This is a genomic window from Bacillus sp. FSL W8-0848 (assembly GCF_038007805.1).
In the GTDB taxonomy this organism is placed as follows: Bacteria; Bacillota; Bacilli; order Bacillales; family Bacillaceae; genus Bacillus; species Bacillus glycinifermentans.
In genome coordinates this window covers 399573-420658 of sequence record NZ_JBBOYB010000001.1, presented here as the reverse complement: position 1 = coordinate 420658, position 21086 = coordinate 399573, and the positions used below count along the sequence as shown (strand labels likewise).

Genomic DNA, 21086 nt, shown 5'->3' with positions numbered 1-21086 from the left:
GTTAGAAAATTTCCATCAATTTATCAAGTTCTTCAAGTGTCAAATCGTCGTCTCCAAGATCACTCGGGGTCAACTCGTCTCCATCTTGAGTCAGACAATGATCGATCAGTTGCAGCAAATAAGCTTTAAAGCTGCCGGCGACAGTTGAGATTGTGCTTTCTTTAAATTCCAATGAATGATAAGCGATCGACATCGTCAGCACGCCGTCCTCGATAAAACCGACGATGTCAAGAGCGTTCGGCTTCTCAGTATCGGGGCTCAGAGGATCGCCGGACGGGAGTTTCGACCGGGTGAACCGACCCGATTCAGACATTTCCGTGAACTGGCCTAAATAGTTGAAGCTGATCTCCGGTTTGACCCGCCCGCTTTTTTTGCCTTCTTCTGTTAAATAGCGATAGATGCCATAGCCGATTCCTTTATGCGGGATGTGGCGCAGATCTTCTTTGACCTGTTTGATTTGATAGCCCATATCATCGGAATGGCGCATCTGAATCAGTGCAGGGAACTGGCTCGTAAACCAGCCGACGGTTCTTGACATATTCAAGCCGTCAATGATGTCCTCACGCCCGTGTCCCTCCAGCGTGACGATGAAATCGCTTTGTCCTGTCCATTCTTTTACGGCAAAGCCCAACGCCGTAAGCAAAATATCATTCATTTCCGTGTTGTACGCTTCGTGGACTTTTGTCATGAGCTGTTCCGTTTCTTCTTTCGTCAACGAGAATTCAACCGTTTTCGTATGGCGCATCCGCTTATCGTCTGCTTCGGCATCTTTAGGGAGCGGCACGGCCGCCGTCTTCTCGATTTCCTCCCAATAGCCGATCTCCTTGGCAAACGTCTTGGAACCGGCATACTCACTCAATCGTGCCGCGTATTCTGCAAAGGAATGTGATTTTTCCGGAAGGACGATCGGCTCGCCTTTTTCAGCTTGAAGCAATCCTGCCGCAAAGTCCTCCAGCAAAATCCGCCATGACACACCGTCCACGACAAGATGGTGAATGACGATCAGCAAATGGTCGCCTTGGCCGGTTTTGAAGATTGCCGCTTTCAGCAGATGTCCCTGCGACAAATCGATGCTGCTTTGAATTCGATTGGCTTCTTCCAAAATGGAAGCCTCCAATTCAGCGCCTGATTGGTGCAGGTGAATGACCTCAGGCTGAACCTCCGCAGCTTCAAGCCCTCTGTTGTATTGAACAACGTTCTCTCCATCACGCTTATAAATGATGCGCAAGGCATCATGATGCGCCATCAGCCCGCTTAAAACCTGTCCGGTAATCTCAGGGTCGAAGCCTGACGGTGCATGAAGCATAACCGACTGATTCCAGTGGTGCTCATTTGTAAACGCACGTTCGAAGAACCAGCGCTGGATCGGCGTAAGCATCACTTCGCCTTCGACAGGCCCCTGATCGATTGCTTTATCATCAGCCGTCTCTACATAAAAACTGATCTGTTCGATTGTCGGGTGCTGGAATAAATCCTTCATCTCAAGCTTTAAGCCGTGCTGCTGAAGGCGGCTCGCCATTTGAATCCCCTTGATCGAATCCCCGCCGAGCGTGAAGAAATTGTCGCTGATCCCGATTCGTTCGACGCCGAGAACCTCCTGCCAAACATCCGCCAACAGCTGTTCGGTCTCACTTCGCGGCGCTTTGTATTCAGCTGTCTGCACGGTAAGGTCCGGCTGTGGAAGCGCGCGTTTGTCGACTTTTCCGTTCGCCGTAATCGGCAGCTCGCTGAGCTGCACCCAATATGCGGGCACCATGTAATCAGGCAGCGTCTTCGCTAATTGGTCCGCGAGGCGTCCTGTATCAAGCGGTTCGGCTGATGTCACATAGCCGCAGAGCGCTTTGTTGCCATGCGCATCCTCGATGTCAGTGACGGCTGCTTCTTGTACTCCTGGAAGCTTCGCAAGCTGTACTTCGATTTCAGAAAGCTCGATCCGGAAGCCGCGGATTTTCACCTGCTGGTCGATCCTGCCGATATATTCGATCCGGCCGTCCGGAAGCCACTTAACGGCATCGCCCGTCCGGTACATCCGCTCGCCCGGTACAAACGGGTCTGCCGTAAAGCGCTTCTCCGTTTCTTCCGGCTTGTTGAGATAGCCGCGCGCTAAGCCGCGGCCGGCGATGCACAATTCACCCGTGACACCGGCAGGCTGTACCTCATTGTGCTCTCCGAGCACGTAAACGCGGGTGTTGGCGATCGGTCTGCCGATCGAAAGCATTCCTTCGTCAGGGTCAATCGCCGTGCTTGTCGCCACGACCGTGTTTTCCGTCGGGCCGTAGTTGTTGACGAGCGTATAGCCGCGCTTTTCGACCCGCTTCAGCTTGTCGCCGCCCGTCAGAAGCACGCGCAGCGATTTGTTGTCAAGCTCCATAAACTGCTCGCACAGCTGAGTCGGGAGGAACGTGATCGTGATGCCGTGTTCTTCAAAATACTGATTCAGGCGGACGATATCCATCCGGATCGCTTCATCGATCATGTGCAGCTCGCTTCCGGCGATCCAGTACGGGAACATCTCCCACACGGATGCATCAAAGCCGAAGCCGGCGTATTTCGCGCTCTTGTCGCGTTCAGTGACAACGAATTCGTCATTGTGCCAATAGCACAAGTTCACAAGCGAATGGTGCTCGACCATGACGCCTTTCGGCCGGCCCGTCGTACCTGATGTGTAGATTAGGTAGGCCAGGTTGTCCGGTTTTGCCTCTGACTGCGGATTCACCTCGTCTTCTGAAGTCACTTCCCCGGCTAACACGGCATCAAGCAAAATTGTTTCCCCGCAGAAGCCGTCAGGCACGGCTGTACCCGTTTGCGTCAGCAGGAGCTCCGCTCCGCTGTCTTCCAGGATGTATTTGACCCTTTGTTCAGGATAGGCGGGATCGATCGGCACATAAGCCGCTCCTGCTTTCAAAATCGAAAGCACTCCGGCCGCCATTTCGAGGGAAGGTTTGACCATGATGCCGATCCGCTGTTCCGGCCGCGCTCCCTTTTCGATAAGCAGGCGGGCCAGACGGTTTGCGCGGGCGTTGAGCTCCCGGTACGTCCAGCGGCGGCCGTTGAATACCGCTGCACCGTGATCAGGCGTGCGGCTGACCTGTGCTTCGAACAGCTCGTGGATCGTTTTGTCTGACGGAACGTCAAGCGCCGTGTCGTTCCACGCTTCGACGATCCGGCGTTTTTCCGTTTCATCGATCAGGGAGAGTTCTGAAGGGCGGATATTCGGATTGTCAGCAACCGCTTCGAGCAGATTGAGCCAGTACTTGCTCCAGCGACTGATCGTTTCATCTTTAAAAAGAGCTGTATTATACTCCATTTCAAACCGGACAATATCGTCTTCTTCGGCTGCGGCCAGCGTCAGATCAAACTTGGCCGTTTTGTGTTCAAACTCGTATGGACAAAGGGTGACGCCTTCCATTGACAATGCCCGCAAATCGGCATTTTGCATCGAGAATACGGCATCGAACAGTGGATTTCGGCTCATATCGCGCCGGACTTCCAATTTTTCAACCAGTTCTTCAAACGGATAATCCTGATGCTCATAGGCACCAAGCGAAGTTTCCTTGACTTCCTTTAAAAACGCGGCAAACGTTTTTTCTCCTTGCGGATGCGTCCTCATCGCAAGCGTATTGACAAACATCCCGATGATCTTGTCCAGATCAGCGTGCGATCTTCCCGCTGCCGGCGATCCGACCACAATGTCTTTCTGTCCGCTGAGCTTCGACAAAAACGCGCTGTAGGAAGCGAGAAGAACCATATACAGAGTCGTTCCCGTTTCTTGAGCAAGCTTTCTCAAAGCCCGGACAAGCTTCTGATTGATCGTAAAGGCGATGCGGTCGCCTTCAAACGTTTGAACGGACGGACGCGGATAATCTGTCGGCAGCGCGAGAACCGGCAGTTCGCCGCCAAGCTCTCTCAGCCAATATTCTTCAAGCTTTTTGTCGCGTCCGGTTTGCAAAAATGCCCGCTGCCAAACGGTGTAATCCTTATACTGAATGCGAAGCGGTTCAAGCGTTTCCCCGGCATAGAGCCTTGTCAGTTCATCGATCAGCACGCTGACGGACGCGCCGTCTGAAATGATGTGGTGCATATCGACAAACAAAAGGTGCTTCTCTTCTGCAAGGCGGATGAGATTCATCCTGAACAGCGGCGCTTCGGCCAAATCAAACGGCCTGATGAATTCCTTGATCAGCTTTTCGGCTTCACGCTCCTCAGCGTTGATTACGTCAACCGTAAAGCCGGTATCCTTCCGTATCCGCTGTACAGGCTCTCCATCCTTGATGTGAAACGATGTTCTGAACGCTTCATGGCGCATGACGAGCATTCGTGCTGCCTCTTCCAGCCGTTTCAGATCAAGCTTTCCTTCAAGCCGAAGAACGGATGGCATGTTATAGCTTTTCTCGGCGCCCTCAAGCTGCTGAAGGACATAGATCCGTTTTTGAGCCGATGATACCGGATAAGCCTCCTGTTCTTTAGCGGGTTCAATACGGACGGAAGAGGTTTTCCCCGCCTGTTCCGCGGTTTTCGCCAGGCTTTCAACCGTCGGCGACTGGAACAGATCTTTCAGCCGCAGTTCGACATTCATCTCCTGCTGAATGCGGGCGATGAGAGCCATCCCGAGCAAGGAATGGCCGCCGAGTTCAAAGAAATTGTCGTGCACGCCGACTTTCGGAACGTTGAGCACCTCTTGCCAAAGCCCGGCAAGCTGCGCTTCTGCGCGATTTCTCGGCGCTGTATATTCCGTTTGCGCAATTTGCGCTGCATCAGGTTCAGGCAACGCCCTTCTGTCGACTTTTCCGTTGCCTGTCAGCGGAAGCTCCTCCAATTGCATAAACACCGACGGAATCATATAGCCCGGCAGACCAACGGCTGCGTGCTGGCGAAGCTCGCGGTTTGACAGCTCCCGGTCGGCAACGATATACGCGCAGATCATTTTGTCTCCCGCTGTCCCATCGACCGCCAAAACGGCGGCTTCCTGAATCGCATCATGCGACAGCAGATGATGCTCGATTTCGCCGAGCTCGATTCTCTGACCGCGGATTTTGACCTGATGGTCGATCCGGCCGATAAATTCGATGCTTCCGTCGGACAGCCATCTCGCCAGATCGCCTGTGCGATATATCTTTTGGCCCTTTTTAAACGGATGCGGAACGAATTTTTCCGCCGTCAGATCCGGCCGGTTAAAATAACCGCGGACAAGTCCGTCCCCTCCGACGCACAGTTCTCCGGCAACGCCTCTCGGCTGTATGTTTCCGAACGGGTCAAGAATCAAAACCTCCGTATTGCTGACAGGCTTTCCGATCGGAACGGTCTGCGCATTTTCAGGCACATCATTGACCGGATGATAAGTCGTGAAGACGGTGCTCTCAGACGGCCCGTACATATGAAGGAGCTTTCCTTTTCCGGCCGCCTTAAGCGCCCTTTTGACATGGTCGACCGACGCCCGTTCGCCGCCGAACAGCACCCTGCGCAGGTTCTTCATACAGCCGGGGCGCATATCTGTCAGGAGATTGAACAAAGCGGTCGTAATCATTAAAACGGTGACGTTTTCTTTTTCGATTGCACCGGCGAGCCGCTCCATGTCAAGGATCGTCTCCTTGGAAACGATGACAAGCTTGGCGCCGTTTAAAAGCGACCCGAAGACATCAAACATAAAGGCATCAAACACATAATTTGAAATGGACAGTACGATATCGGTACCCATGATCTCCATATAGTTCGTATTTTTCACCGTACGCAAAATGTTCCGGTGGGTGACCATGTTTCCTTTCGGCATTCCCGTTGTGCCTGATGTGTACGTCAAGTTCGCCAGCGCTTCAGGAGAAACCGGTACGTTCAGGTTGCGCGCGTCTCCCCGGTAAAGATGTTCATCATCAAGGATGATGGTCCCGCCCGTAAATTCCGCTGCCTCGGCCAGCGGCTTCAACGCCTTTTGCGTTAAAAGAACAGAGGCTCCGCTGTCATGGAAAAAGTGTTTGATCCGCTGCTCCGGATGATCCGGATCAATCGGAACATAAGCAGCTCCGGCTTTTAGCACCGCAAGAATGCCGACGACCATTTCGGCCGATCTGGCGGTAAGAACAGCGGCTGTCGTACCATTTTCCACCCCGTTGTCCCGCAGATGTCTTGCCAGTTGATTCGCTCTCTCGTTAAGCTCTCCATAAGTGAAGACAGTACCTTCAAATTGCAGCGCCGGACGGTCTTCCGCTTTTTCCGCCTGTTCTTCAAACTGCTGAATGATCGTTTTCTCTCTCGGATAATCGCTTGCGCCCGGATTGAACTCGACGAGCTGCCGATTCGTTTCTTCCTCTGTCAGCAAGCCGTACTCCCCTATCTTCCGGGACGGGTCGGCCGTAATTTCCCGAAGCAGATGGAGATAGTGTTTCAGCATCCGTTCAGCCGTTCCTTTTCTAAACAGCTTTGTGCTGTAATCCAAATCGATGACGATTTCGTCCCGCTCTTCTTTCGCCTGGAGCGTCAGATCAAATTTTGCGATCTTGACATTCGTCTCATGGATTGACAGACGCAAGTCGCCGATCAGCGGCATGTCATCCATTGCATTCTGCAAAATAAACATCGTGTCAAAGATCGGATGGCGGCTTAAATCGCGCGGGACATTCAGCTTTTCGGCAAGCCATTCAAACGGATAGTCCTGGTGTTCAAAGGCATCAAGCACCGTTTGACGCACATCGTCAAGCAATTCGGTAAACGTGTGCTGCCGGTCTACTTTCGAACGGATCGCCAGCGTATTGACAAACATTCCGACGATGCCTTCGAGGTCAGAGTGTCTGCGGCCCGCTGTCGGCGTCCCGACGATTACATCATCCTGTCCGGTGTATTTGGCAAGCAGTGCATTGTAAGCGGCAAGCATGACCATATACAATGTCGCACCGTTTTTCTCGGCCAGTCCGTTCAATTTATCCTTCACCGCTTTCGGCAGTACGGCTGACACCCTGTCTCCTTCAAAGCTTTGGACGGCCGGTCTCGGCTCATCCGTCAAAAGCTGCAATACAGGGAGTTCGCCGGAAAAGACGTTTTTCCAGTACTCCTCTTCCTTTTGAAAGCCGCCTTCCGCCTCATCCCTTTGCCAAGAAGCATAATCTTTATAATGGAGGCGCACATCCGGCAGCTGTTCGCCGTTATAGAACTTGGCAAGGTCATGCAGAATGATCGAGATGGACACCCCGTCTGAAATCAGGTGATGCATATCAAACAAAAGCATGTGTCTTGTATCTTCAATACGGACGAGCCCGACTCTCATCAAAGGCGCTTTCTCAAGATCAAAGCGGCGGACGAACGATGTCAGCATCCGTTCTTCATCCATGCTTCCGCCCTCGATCATCTCAAGTTTGAACCGGACCTGTTGATGAATTTTCTGCCTCGGCTCCCCATTGACCGATAGAAATGAAGTGCGAAGCGCCTCATGCCTGTCGACAAGCTTTTGAAACGCTTCTTCAAGACGATGGAGGTCAAGCGTTCCTTCAAGCATGGCAGCGGCCGGCATATTGTAGCCGATTCCGGCATCCTCCAGCTCGCTCACGATATAGATCCGCTGCTGGGCCAATGACAAAGGATAATGTTCGCTTTCAGCCGCAGGCTTAATTTCGGCAAACCCTTTCCGCTCAGCTTCAGCAATATACTCACTAAGACCGGCTACAGTCGGTTTTGCAAACAGGACGTTGAGCGGAACTTCGACGCTGAACGCTTTATGGATTTTTGCCAGCATCGTCATGGCTTTCAGCGAATGTCCTCCCAATTCAAAAAACTGGTCATGAATACCGACTTGTCCAGCGCCGAGCACATCCCGCCAAATATCAGCGATTTTTTGTTCGCGGTCGTTTCTCGGCGCGGTATATTCGGTTACGCCTGATACCGTCACTTCGTGGCGGAGCAGCGCTTTCCGGTCCACTTTGCCGCTCGGCGTCAGCGGCATGTCGTGAAGCTCGACAAAATAAGAAGGCAGCATATAATCAGGCAGATGTTTGGACAAGTGCTCCCTTAATGCCGGCGCTGAAACCGCGCCGCCTTTTTTCGGAACGACATATCCGCAAAGCTCATCACCGCCTGCGCTCGGGCGGGCGAGCACAACCGCTTGTTCGATATGTTCCATCCCTTGCAGAACCGATTCGATTTCCCCAAGCTCAATCCGGTATCCGCGAATTTTCACCTGATCATCTTTCCGGCCGACAAATTCTACCGTGCCGTCGGGAAGCCATTTTACCGCATCGCCCGTTCGATACATGATGCCTCCCGGAACAAACGGATCAGCCGAAAATCTTTCCGCGGTCAGCTCCGGAAGTTTCAAATATCCGCGGCCGACTCCGGCGCCTGCTATGTACAATTCGCCTTCGGCACCATCCGGCAAAAGCGCCCCGTTTTCATCCAAAATGTAAAAGCGGTTGTTGCCGATCGGCTTGCCAATTGGGACATAGGCGGTGTTATAACGGACGTGTCCGTCATTTGGAATCGTAAACGCCGAAGCATCGACACACGTTTCCGTCGGTCCGTAGACATTCGTGATGAGCGGCCTTGAATCGGCCGTTTTCGAAAACAATTGAAGAAGCTTATCGACCGTGTTCCATGACAGCGCTTCTCCGCCTGTGAGGATATGTTTCAGCTTGATTCCATGCAGATCATCCGCCGCAAGCAAAAGCTGCAAATGAGACGGTGTACAGTCTGTAATATCAATGTGATGGCGGCGGTAATAAGCGGCCAACGCGCGGCCGTCGGAAACGGTCTTTTTCGGAACGATGTACAATGACTTACCCAGTATAAGGGATAAGAAAATCTGCTGAACCGAAGCATCGAAATGGAACGGAGCCAAAAGCGCCAGCTTCAAGTCATCCTCCTTCAACGTATCGACTGCCTGCTGAAGCCCCCTGACAAGGTGGTGAACCTGCCTGTGCTCAATCATGACCCCTTTCGGGCGGCCGGTTGTACCGGACGTATAAATGATGTATGCGAGATGCTCCGCCCCTGCCGAAGAAGGCAGATTCCCGGCCTCTTCCGTTTCGGCGACCGCTTCGGCAAACAGCAGCGTTTCAGCTGTCTCAGCGTGAAATTCGCCGTCGGCAATGACCACTTTGGCATTTGAATCCTTGAGCATAAAATGAATTCTTTCTTCCGGAAAACCGGGATCGATCGGCACATAAGCGCCCCCTGCTTTGAGGATGCCCAAAATGGCTGTCAGCGTCTGTTCAGACCGCTCCATCAACACGGCGGCCGGCTTATCCGGACCGATTCCCCTTTTGCGAAGCGCCTTTGCCAAGCGGTTTGCCTGCTCGTTTAACTCCCGGTATGAGAGGTGTTTCCCTTCATAGAACACCGCTGTTTTATCGGGAATCTCGGCCGCTTTTTGTTCAAACAAACCGTGCAGCGTCATCTCTTTTTCGTTTTTCAAAAGAGAAGCGGATGACCGCTGCAGAAGCATTTCTTTTTCTTCATTCGAAACCACGGCAAGGTCGTTGATTCGTTTATGCGGCGAAGTCAAAGCATCCTCCAATAACGTCATGAGCCGCTCGTACAAAGCGGACATTTCACGGCTGCTGAACAATTCGCTTCTGTAGTCAAAGTCGATCGCAAGCGTTCCCGTATCCCATCTTTCTTTCACATGAATGGAAATATCATTCATTTCGCTTCCGCTGAAAATCGGCTCGGTCAAAAACGAAACCGTTTCTTTTTGCTGCCATTGCATGACCTGATACTCAAGCGATACGGCGAACAGCCTGTTGATATTCGGCTCTCTTTCCCGCAGATCATTGATCAGCAGATTGTACGGATATTTTTGATGCCTGATGACTTTGAGCTGTTCTTTCATCCTTTCCTGCACAAATGCAGTAAAGTCCTGGTGCGCATCAATGTGCGCTTTCATCGGAATTGTCGAAACGAACATCCCAAGCATCTGCTTTTCTTTTGCATTTGTCCGGTTTCCCATAAAGGTGCCGAGCACAATATCGTTTTGGCCGGTTACCCTGTGCATATAAATGTGTAAGATTGACAGGAACAAGGAGAGTACGCTTATGTTGTTTTCTTTACAATACGTTTGAATTTTTTTATGCAGGGAAGGAGAAATCTCTTTCGAAAGTCGAACCGCCTCAAGACGGATTTGGTAAGAATCGCTTTGCTTCAGAGATACGGGTTCAGGAATCGATTCATATTGAGCGTTCCAATACGCCCTATCTTTTTCGAACCGTTTGGACCGTTCATATTCTAGTTCACTCTGAATGTGCTCCGTAAATGATGCCTGAACGGCTTCGAAGTCTTGTTCCCCTTTCTCCAGTTTCAAGTAGATGTCTGTGATGCGGTTTCCCAGGAGCGTCATAGAAATGCCGTCTGCAATGGCGTGATGAACTTTTGTAAAAAACCAGCTTTCTTCCGGACTGATGCGGACGACGGCAAACGTAAACAACCGGCTTTCATACAGCGGTATAGGCCGCTGCGCTTCAGCTTGTCCCCATCTCAAAACCTCGTCCACACCGCCGTATTCTTCAGCATCAATGTATTCGATATCAAAAGGTTCATATTCGGCTATATACTGCTTCGGTTCGCCTCCTTCAGCCAGCTTCAGCCTGAAGCGCATCGTTTCATTCGTGCGGACGAATTGCCGGATGGCCTCGGTCAATAAGCCTGGATCTATTCCCGATTCCGATTTCAGCTTTCCAAAGCCGCTTAAATTCGACACGCTTGTACCGGGATAAAACGTCTCTGTATACCAAATTCGTTTTTGAGCATGTGTCAGCGGGTAATACACCGTGTTGTCCATTTCTTATGTTCCTCCTTCATGCGTTTTATGTATCACGGCTTAATGGCACCGCAACCCACATTGCGGTGTGCCGGTGAGTGAAAAAAGCTTCCACAGATCAGCCATATCCATTAAAATGTTATATTTCCAATAAAATGAAATAGTCCACCCGAATAAAAAACGGGTGGACTCCCTGTTTATTCGGCAACCTGTCAACCGTAGCGCCGTCCGCGCCTTAGGCCATGGCTTTGCGTCCCTGCGTTTCCGCAGGTTTGCCTTTATCTGTTTTTACTGAAATAAATTCATTTTCTGCTCACAGTTCACTTTAAATGAAAATATTGTTTTTTTCACCGAAAAATAGGTGAAAAGATTCATGCGCGATACCGAAAACTAGGCGGATGGATTGATGCGCGATTCCGAAATTTCAAAAAAATAATGCGGTAAAACGAAAAAACATCGCTTAAAACCGCAATTTTCAATCAGGAAGTAAAGAGTTTATGAACATTCGATAGGTATTATGATGGTAATATATTTTAGGAAAATCTTATCTTAAAAAATCATTAAGCCGGATTACACTGCGTTTTAATGACCTTTACAAATTTACCGAAAATAAAATGATATTGATATAATTTTTCTAGTCTGTCGTTTTTTTGAAGATAGACCGCAAAAACCGGTGCAAGCCTTGTGCTGATTCTCCGACCAGCAATCAGCCTTTTTCATTGCGGCATAAAAAGACCGGCCCGGCTCAGGGCGCAGGGCTCAACATTTGAACCAGGGCGGCCGGGGTCTTTTGAACAGGTACTGCGGCTGTCCCTTTGTCACCGGGCACATGCCATTCTCTTCGAAACGCCTGTATCGCAGCGATGTTGTCCCGCTTGGCGGCTTCATTCTTTTTGACGCAAAAAAAGCAAGCAGGCGGAAAAAACCTGCTTGCCATAAGCGTGGCAGTGCGCAACCTACATCGTCTTTGAAAGCCCGATCGTCCGCTCGATGATGATGAGCGCGATCACAGAGACCGCAATGAAGATAACGGAAATCGCATTGACGCTCGGATCAAATGTCTGTTCAATATAGCTGAACGTCCTGACCGGAACGGGTGTGACTGCCGGAGAAGAGACGAACAGACTGATAGAAATCTCTCCAAACGACGTCACGGCGGAAAATACGGCGCCTGCTACCATTCCCGGTTTGATCAGGGGCAGAATCACCCTAAAAAAGGTTTGAACAGGACCTGCTCCGAGGTTCATTGACGCAAGCTCAAGCTTCGGATCTAAATTCGATACGCTGACGCCGACCGTCCGTACGACGTACGGGAGACTGATCAGCATATGCCCGATCACCAGCCCCGTCATGGTTCCGTTTATCCCCATCATCGTAAATAAATAAAGAAGAGCCACTCCCAGCACGATTTGGGGAATCATCAGCGGTGAGAGTATAAAAGATTGAATGGCGTTTTTCCCCGGAAACCGCAGCCTTGCCAAAGCATAGGATGCAGCGGTTCCAACGATGACCGTCATCGGCGTCACAATCACGAGCAAAATCCCGCTGACCCAAAGCGATTCTATCCATTCCGGACTGCTGAAAATCCCTTCAAACCAACGAAGCGAAAAATCCGTCGGCGGGAACGTCGGATACTCTGACGGACTGAATGCCGACAGAACAATCACGCATACAGGCAGCGTCAAAAAAAGATAAACGACAAGGCCGGCTGTCCACACGCATATATCAATCCACTTTCCTGAAGACTTGCGGCGGAATCTTTGACTAGCCATTCATTCTCGCCTCCCAGCGCTTGAGAATCATTCCGAGAAGGCCGACGATCAAACATACAGCGGCCAATAAAGTAAAGGACATGGCAGCAGCAAGCGGCAAATTAAACACTTGCAGCACCTGCTGGTAGATCGAGAGCGGCAGCAGGGGCTGCATTCGTCCTCCAACCAATAGAGGCGTAATATAGCTGCCTGCGGCAAGAGAAAACACGATGACCGCCCCGGTGACCATACCGGGAAGCGAGAGCGGCAGCGTAATGCAAAAAAATGTCCGCAGCCTTCCCGCGCCGAGACTCATTGAAGCATGCTTCACATACGGACTGATATCGCTCAAAGAAGTCGCGATCGGCAAAACGGCAAACGGCAGCATCACCTGAACGTATGCAATGATGACCGCGTTCATATTCCACAACAGCGGGAGCGGCTTTTCGATCATATTCATGCTGATCAGCGTCTCATTGACAAGCCCGTTTTGCGAAAGAAGCACAATCCACGAAAACGTCCGGATGACGACGCTGGTCAACAGAGGCGAAACGAGCAAAATATAAAATAATGCACGCCATTTGCGGTTTGGCGCGTGAACGAGCAAATAAGCCGCCGGATACGCCATCAAAAGGCACAGGACGGTTGTTTTTAATGCCGTCCAAAGCGTAGTGCCGATCGTTTTCAGGTAGACGTCTGATGTAAACACCTCAATATATTGTGAAAAGCTGTACGTTTCCAGCGTATTCATCATCGCGTCGACGTCCCTGAAGCTTAAGATCAGCAAAAGAATAAACGGAAATACGAGAAACACGCCGAGAAACAAAAGAGCCGGAAGCAGCAAAAACCAATGAAACCGCTTCTGATGGTCAGCCGCCATTTTCATCACCCTTTATTTCAAGAGGCACGAGGTCTTCCGGCTTCCACGAAATATAAACCCTGTCCCCCGGCTTCGGCAGCTCAGGAAACTGCGGATCCGGAGCCTCAATGACCAGCTCTCCCTTTGCAAAAGCCGCCTTCAGCCGAAGGGCGTTTCCGATATAGCTGACATCAGTCAGTGTCACATGCTGCACATTCACCCGTGCTTCCGGCTTATCAAGGGAAACCGAAATCCGCTCGGGGCGCAGCATGAATAATACGGAGGAATAGGGCTCCTTTACAACACTCCGGCCGACCTCAAACAAAAGCGGAACACCTTCCCGAACTTCAAAACCTGAAGCCGCATAACGATACCCGCCCGTCGGCTCCCGCGTATCTTCAGCCCGGGCTTCAATAAGATTGACCTGTCCGATGAATTCTGCGACAAACCGGTTGGCCGGTGTACGGTATACGTCAAGAGGGGTTCCAAGCTGCTGAAGTTTTCCATCGCCGAGAATCCCGACTCTGTCAGACAGGCTTAAAGCCTCCTCTTGATCGTGTGTCACCAGAATCGTTGTGATGCCGACGCGTTTTTGAATGCGTCGCAGTTCAAACTGCATGTCTTTTCGAAGCTTTGCATCCAGATTACTTAACGGCTCATCAAGCAGCAAAACAGAAGGCTGAACCGCCAAAGCGCGGGCGATCGCCACCCGTTGGCGCTGACCTCCGCTAAGCTGGTGCGGCATCCGTTTTGCATACTGTTCGAGCCTCACCAAAGAAAGGCTTTCCATCACCCTCTCTTTAAGCCTCCGGCGCGGCACCTTTTGAACCTTTAAACCGTATGCGACATTTTCAAACACATTCAAATGCGGAAATAATGCATAATCTTGAAAAACCATTCCGCAGTTTCGATGATAAGGCGGCAAATCAGTTACGTCCTGTCCCCCTATAGAAATAAGTCCGGAGGTCGGTTTCAGAAATCCGGCTATAATATTAAGGAGAGTGGACTTTCCGCAGCCGCTCGGGCCAAGGAGAGAGAAAAACTCCCCTTCCCTGACTTCAAGCTGTACGTCTTCCAATGCGATGTTGTTCCCGAAATGCCGGCTGACATGCTGTATCTGAATCGCGCTCATGATTGTCACCTATTTCCCGCCAAGTACTTGATTCCAGCGATTTGTCCAATTGCTTAATTCCGCCGCTGCTGTTTCATAGTCGACCCATTTTAGATTTTTGTAATAATCTTCGCCGACTTTGACTTTGCCTTTCAGCTTGTCGCTGTATTTCACTTTTTTATTAGTCATACCGTAAAATGTCCTGTCAGAAAAATCACTTTGGACATTCGGACTGATCAAATGGTTTAACAGCTTGTACGCATTCTCTTGATTAGGGCTCCCTTTCATCACAGCCCAGCTGGCAAGGGCTGCGACCGCACCTTCCTCGGGATAGGCAAATCCAAGGTCTAAACCGGAATCCTCAAGTGAAAAAGCCCGCCCGTCCCAAAACGGCACAACCCATGCATCGCCGCGCTCGAGAAGCGTCTGAATCGATCCTGGGTTATCGGGAAATGCCGTCACATTTTTCTTCAAATCCGCTAAACTGTTAAACGCTTTATCTACGTCTTTTTTATTGGATTCCAAGCCGCCTTGCGCATTAATTAACCCGGCAAAGAACTGAAGCCCGGCCGAATATGTCGGAGAAGAGATGGCGACATGCCCCCTGTAGCTGGAGTTCCAAAGATCCGTCCACCGCTTCGGCTCCTGGGGAACGAGATCTTTGCGGTAGGCGATCCCAAGCTGCCCCATGCTGAAGCCGGCTGCATACTGCTCGCCGCCTTCAGTGAATCGTTTTTGAACGGTGTGATACAAATCCTTTACATTTGGAACCTTCTTTTCATCGATCGGCTGCAACAGTCCTGCCGCTTGAGCTCTTTGAATCGTATCCGGCTGCAAAATCAAAAGGTCGTACGGCGGATTCTTCCCATTGGACGCTTTGACCTTTGTAAACCACTCAGAGTCCGTCCCAGAGACGACTTTAACTTTCAGACCGGTATCTTTTTCAAACGATTCGATGCTCGGCTTGATATGTTTTTCCCAATCGCCGCCATACACACCGATCACAACGGTATCGGACTTTTTGCCGCCCTGGCCGCCGCCCCCGCATGCCGAAAGAAGAAGCATACTGATAAGAGACAGAATAAACAAAGCAGATATTTTTCTTTTCATTGTTTCCTCTCCATTTTCGCATTATTTTTGCCTGGTCAGTTTCTCAAAGACGGCTCTGACAGCCTCTTTACTGATCGGGCCACAATCTTCTTTTGAAACATAATCGTGCACGAGATGTTTAACATGCGATCTTTGATTTGCCGGAAGCTTTCGCAGCAATCTGGCGAGGGCGGAGCTGGCTTCTTCAGTCCAGCGGCGGTCATATTCCTCTCTCGCCTTCCCAAAGTCCCAAGGCTTTCTGGCTTTGGCGGCTTTTTCTTTTCTGATTTGATCCGTTTTTTCGCGATCAACGCTGAGGCTGCCGTCATCATGCCTCTCCAGCATGACGCCGTATTCTTGCAGAGCGGCTTCCTCGCTCAGCAGCTCTTCTTCAACTTCTTTCAGAACGAGGTCGGCATCCCTGCTGAACGGATCGCCCCATCCCCCGCCGCCGGGAGAATGAAGGCTGACGATGTCTCCTTGCTCCAGCTTCAAAACATCGATCTTCGGCATCGATTTTTCGTGCGGCAGATCCGGATGAAGACGGACACGTCCCAGCGCCCCCGCCCTTCCGCCGGCAAGGCCCCAAGGCTGAAAACGCAGGCGCTCCATTCCCCTTGCGGTAACAATCGACTCCGGCGCCGCCGCTTCAAAATCGAGACCGATCGCGTGGCCGCCGCGGTGCAGGCCCGCTCCGGCGGTGTCCTTGATAAGCTCATAACGGTGAACATAAATATCAATATGCTGTTCAAGGTTTTCGATCGGCGTGTTTTTTAAAAATCCGGATGCATGATCGATTCCGTCCGCACCGTCCATATCATGCTGTCCGCCTCCTCCGCCGCCCATCGGCTCGACCACCGCCATCTTCCTGCCGCCCGAAGATTCGTCGGGAACAGACAAAACGACGATCGCCGACTGTCCGGCGCCCGCTGCGGGAACGGCTTCAGGAAGCGCTTTGGCAAGCGCGCCAAGCACGGCATTATACAGCCTCATGGTGATCGAATGGCGTATGCCGACCGCCGCCGGATATTCCGGATGAACGAGCGTTCCTTTCGGCGCAATTACTTCAATCGGCCTCGTAAGCCCGCCGTTAACCGGAATAAACGGATCTTCACTGATGATAAAATTAATCAGACCTTGGAATAAAAATGAATGTTTTGATCCATTTGTAACGAGGTTAAAAGCCGTCTGTACCTGCGGATCGCAGTCCGAAAAATCAAGTGTGATCCTTCCGGCGGCGACTTTTGCCGAAACGGCAAGCCGTATCGGTACGTCAGAGATCATGTCATCATCAAGATAATCCGAAAAACTGTACGTTCCGTCCGGAATGCGGCCGATAACTTGAGCGGCTCTCATCGACGCCTGTTCGAGCAGGTCGTCCATTCCCTGCCGGACGGCTGCTTTTCCAAACTTCCCGATCATCGCCTTCAAGCGGCTTTCGCCTGTATTGACTGCCGCAATCATCGCATTGATGTCTCCTTCATTTAAATCCGGAACCCTGCTGTTGGCCCGGAGTATTCGCAATATTTCACGATTTTCCCGGCCCGCTTTGTAAACCTTCACAGGGGGTATTCTCAGCCCTTCCTGATGGATGTCCGTCGCCGTTGGCGAAATGCTGGCCGGCACCATTCCCCCCACATCGCTGCAATGGACGAAAGCCCATGCATAGCTGATGATCTCCCCGTCGATAAAAATCGGTTTGAAAACGTGAATATCAGGCAGGTGAGTCGCCAACCCGTCGGTTGAGTAAGGGTCGTTCGTGATGACGATGTCACCGGGTTCAAACGGGCCGCTTTCTTCAATTGCCCGCTTTAGCGACAGCCCTAAAAAGATCGTCACGCCAACCGTCTTCGGATAAACGAAAAATTCTCCTTCAGGCGTTGCCAATGCGGTCGCAAAATCAGCAGATTCCTTCACAAACGTCGTAAACGAGGTCCGCTCGATGACATGGCCCATTCCCGAAGCGATAGCGTTAAAATAGCTTCTCATCATTTCCAGCCGTGCAGGATCTGTACGCATTACCGTCCGCTCTCCTTCCGTTCGATGATCAGATTGCCCGCCTGATCTGCAGTGCCTTGCCAATTTGGCAGAATCAGCGTCGTTGTGTCATCCTGCTCAATAACGGCGGGGCCGTCGACCTTATGTCCGCACTGCAGGCTGCTGCGGTCAAAAACATCCGCCTGATGCGTTCTCCCTTTTATCACGATCGTTTTTCGGCCTGAAGCTTGCACATGCGAGCCAGCAGGCCGGCTGATTTTTTTCATCGGCGGCTTCGGCGTCCTTCCTATGATCCTGACGCGCATATTCATCAGTTCGATGCTTGTATTTTCGTCGCTGTGTCCGTATTGGCGGTCATGGAGCAAATGGAAGGATTCCGCGATTTCCCCGGCGCTGCTTGCTTCGAGCCATTCCGGCGAAACCGGCAGTTCGATCTCATATGCCTGTCCCTTATAACGGGCGTCTAGCAGGAACAAAAGAGAGGCGCCTGCGAGCGTCTTCACACGCTGTTCATCAAGCCATTTTTCGGCTTGCTTCGAAAGCTTTGCAAACTCCTCTTTTAATTCGGTCATCGTCACTTCTTCAAGCAGCACCTGTCTTGAAAAGACGGCATCATAGACAAAATCTGCGGTCAATGCCCCCAAGGCGGAAAGCGTTCCCGGACTTGGAGGAATCAGCACGTTCTTTGCCTGAATTTCCTCTGCGAGAAAATTCGCCGTCACGGGTCCTGCTCCCCCAAACGCCAGCAGGGTGAATTCCCGGGGATCGACCCCCCGCTGCTCCATCACGCTGCTTAATTCTGTGTACATATTGGCTACAGCCACCTGGATCATTTGGTCAGCAGCCCCGCGCACATCAGTGTCCAAATAATTTGCGATCGGCAGGAGCGCCTCTTCTGATTTTTCGCGGTAAAGCTTCATGTTTCCCGAAGCAAACCGGCCGGGATTCAAATAGTCGCAAACGAGAAATGCATCTGTAAGCGCGGCCTTTTTTCCCTTTCCATAACAGGCCGGTCCCGGATCTGAGCCGACCGATTCCGGCCCGACCTTCAGGAGGCCCCCTTTATCAATCCAGGCAAAGGAACCGCCGCCCGCTCCAATCGAATACATCGCAACAGACGGGATGGTGACGGGAAAGCCCGAAATTTGGTTCGACTGCGTCAACGCCGCTTTTCCTTCTTCAACGATCGAAATATCAGCGCTTGTTCCTCCGACATCAAAGGTGATCACATTTCGCGTGCAAGCTGATTCCGCAGCACGGATCGCTCCGATGACCCCTGCGGCCGGCCCGGAAAACAGGGTTTTGACAGGTGCTTTTGCAGCCGTTTCAATGTCCATTAATCCGCCGTTCGACTGGGTGATAAATGGTGTCGCCGGAATTTCCGCCGAGGCGAGTCTCTCGTTCAGCGTGTCAAAGTAGTGTCGTACATTGGGCTTTATGTATAAATTTGCGACAGCCATCACCGTTCGCTCATACTCTCTCATTTGCGGCCACAACTCAGATGACATGACCACTTCAAGCTCAGGAGCTTTCAGTTTGATTCGCTCAGCTGCCTGATGTTCGTGCAAAGGATTGCGGTAGCTGTGCAAAAATGATACAACGATGCCTTCCAAGCCTTCTGCCAAAGCTTTTTCGACCGCATGATCAACCTCTTCCAAATGGAGCGGAATTTTTTCTGATCCGTCGTGAAGCATTCTTTCTTTAATTGGAAATACGTAATTGCGGGGAATGAGCGGCTCCGGCATGCGCGACCTGAAATCGTACGGAATCGGAAGACGCAGGCGCTGAAGGGAGAGAATATCGCGAAATCCCTCGGTCACAAACAAAGCGATGCGCGCCCCTTTTCGCTGCAGCAGCGTATTCAAGCCTATCGTCATGCCATGGACAAAATAATGAATCTGTGAGGGATGAATCTTCTTCTCCTTTAAAAGGGCTAAACCATTTAGGATGCCCCTGGCCGGGTCGTCGGGGACTGTCGGCGTCTTGACCGCGGTCAGGCTGCCATCCTGGGGATTTAACAAAGAAAGATCGGTAAAAGTTCCTCCAATATCGATTCCAAGGCGGTATCCATCTTCATTCAAAGCCGCATCCTCCCTTTACTAGACAATTTTCGACAAAAATCCCTCAATTTCTAAAATATGTGACTATAATATTAATAAAGTGAAGGAAAGTAGTCAAATTCCTTTTTTTCATTTTTCCAAGTCTTTTTTCTTTTAAGATAGCATAAGAACCTAATTCTAATCGTGTTGTTCACAGTATTTCACATTTTTACCGAATGAAAAACTTCTTTCCCTGAGCGTCATTGGACTTCAAAATAACTAGGCATAACGACTTCCCGGGTCAAATATCAGGACAATAGAACCGAAAATAAGTAATCTAAAGGATTCATTTCCATAAAAATTCAGGATTTATTCACCATCTGCGTGATGCAAAGTGGTAAACTCATCACAAAAGGATTGAGAAAGGGCATGAAGCATGAAAGTCTATGAAGCAAATTCTCTATTAGCGGCTATGAAGAAGCGGCTGGAAGAGTACAAAAGTTTTAGAGAAGGACTTGTCAGCTTGAAACACGCTTTTCAAGGTGTTGCAGATTTGGATGACGAATTTCAAGGAAAAGGCGCGGACAACATCAAAGCGTTTTACAGCGGCCAAGCCGGGATCGTCGACGACTGGCTCGATCTGGTCGACATGCAGATCCAGTTTTTGAATGGCGTATCAGGCGCCATGGCGGATGCCAGGCTTTCCTCCGGCACATTTGTCGACATGGAATTTCTTGAGAACCAGCTCATTCTTGCCTGCACGAATTCCAAAACGATGGTGTCGGAACAGAAAAAAGAGCTTACAGGCATTTTAGAGAAAATCGATGATTTAATTACCTTGCATACCTTTTCGGCGTCTGAGTTCGAACAGCATATACACGCTGCTCACAAGGTGCTTACAGATACAATTCAAGCGGTCCATGATCTTGACCGGCTTCTCATGAAGGAATACGAAGCATCCGAGATCGCACAGCAGCTGATCAAAAAAGACCACGCCGCATTAATCGGCGCAACCGGCAAAGGAAAAAGCGCAGCACCCATCCGCTACAACCCAAAGGCTTATCAGGAAACGGAAGCCTATCGACTGAAAAAAGACATCCATAAACGGGCCGAAAACTATATCAAAATAAAAAAAGACGAGGCAAAGGCCCGGACGACGGCAGACATACATGAAGAGCCCGCTAATGGGACAACGGGATAAAACATTCATACGCTCCATATTACAGCTCCGCAGATCAGCGGAGTTTTTTTCTTGTTACCCTCTGTCAAACCGGGCCGTTATATCCGATATGTTAAATACACCGGAAATTCAGGGAGGATTGATATTTATGGAAAAACGGCTTAAGGTGAAATTGGGGACAAAAATCAATCTTCTCGTTCTCACCGTCATCCTTATATTCTCGGCTGTGCTGGGGATTTTTATCGTAGCGGATCTTTCGAAAAATCTGGAGAAGATGGCAACGGAAAAAGCCAGAAGCGACTTAAATCTCAGTTACCGTTATTAGAA

General features: G+C 50.7%; 8 protein-coding genes, 1 pseudogene and 1 riboswitch. Of the genes and pseudogenes, 2 read left to right on the top strand and 7 right to left on the bottom strand.

Annotated elements, in window-relative coordinates; all coding sequences use genetic code 11:
• Position 1 precedes the first annotated feature (1 nt).
• The 7 genes and pseudogenes from NSQ39_RS02245 to NSQ39_RS02215 form a co-directional block, all read right to left on the bottom strand.
• Positions 2-10753 carry a non-ribosomal peptide synthetase gene (locus NSQ39_RS02245; protein WP_341014085.1) on the bottom strand — a complete coding sequence of 3584 codons (10752 nt, stop codon included), beginning with the start codon at positions 10751-10753 and terminating at the stop codon, positions 2-4.
• A gap of 179 nt (positions 10754-10932) precedes the next feature.
• A riboswitch (cyclic di-GMP riboswitch) is annotated at positions 10933-11019 on the bottom strand.
• A 669-nt stretch (positions 11020-11688) separates the two neighbouring features.
• Positions 11689-12504, bottom strand: a complete 816-nt coding sequence (locus NSQ39_RS02240; protein WP_175075211.1) for an ABC transporter permease — start codon at positions 12502-12504, stop codon at positions 11689-11691.
• Positions 12497-13363: an ABC transporter permease gene (locus tag NSQ39_RS02235; protein WP_236809511.1), complete on the bottom strand. Its 867-nt coding sequence runs from the start codon at positions 13361-13363 to the stop codon at positions 12497-12499. The genes NSQ39_RS02240 and NSQ39_RS02235 overlap by 8 nt, the downstream gene beginning before the upstream one ends.
• A complete protein-coding gene (locus NSQ39_RS02230) occupies positions 13353-14474 on the bottom strand; it encodes an ABC transporter ATP-binding protein (protein ID WP_175075213.1) in 1122 nt (373 codons plus the stop codon). The genes NSQ39_RS02235 and NSQ39_RS02230 overlap by 11 nt, the downstream gene beginning before the upstream one ends.
• A gap of 9 nt (positions 14475-14483) precedes the next feature.
• Entirely contained in the window at positions 14484-15563 is a 1080-nt protein-coding gene (locus NSQ39_RS02225; protein ID WP_175075214.1) for an ABC transporter substrate-binding protein, read from the bottom strand.
• Positions 15560-17561 (bottom strand): annotated as a pseudogene (locus NSQ39_RS02220) (hydantoinase B/oxoprolinase family protein). The gene NSQ39_RS02225 and the pseudogene NSQ39_RS02220 overlap by 4 nt, the downstream one beginning before the upstream one ends.
• Positions 17561-19621: a hydantoinase/oxoprolinase family protein gene (locus NSQ39_RS02215; protein ID WP_175075216.1), complete on the bottom strand. Its 2061-nt coding sequence runs from the start codon at positions 19619-19621 to the stop codon at positions 17561-17563. Before NSQ39_RS02215 ends, NSQ39_RS02220 begins: the two are co-directional and overlap by 1 nt.
• A 394-nt stretch (positions 19622-20015) precedes the next feature.
• Here NSQ39_RS02215 and NSQ39_RS02210 point away from each other — a divergent pair, with 394 nt between their 5' ends.
• Both NSQ39_RS02210 and NSQ39_RS23030 read left to right on the top strand, forming a co-directional pair.
• Complete coding sequence (locus NSQ39_RS02210; RefSeq protein ID WP_175075217.1) at positions 20016-20780, top strand: LXG domain-containing protein; 765 nt, start codon at positions 20016-20018, stop codon at positions 20778-20780.
• Positions 20781-20907: 127 nt separating this feature from the next.
• Positions 20908-21084 (top strand): hypothetical protein, encoded by a 177-nt coding sequence (locus tag NSQ39_RS23030; protein WP_373687998.1) that lies wholly within the window; start codon positions 20908-20910, stop codon positions 21082-21084.
• Positions 21085-21086: the final 2 nt, after the last annotated feature.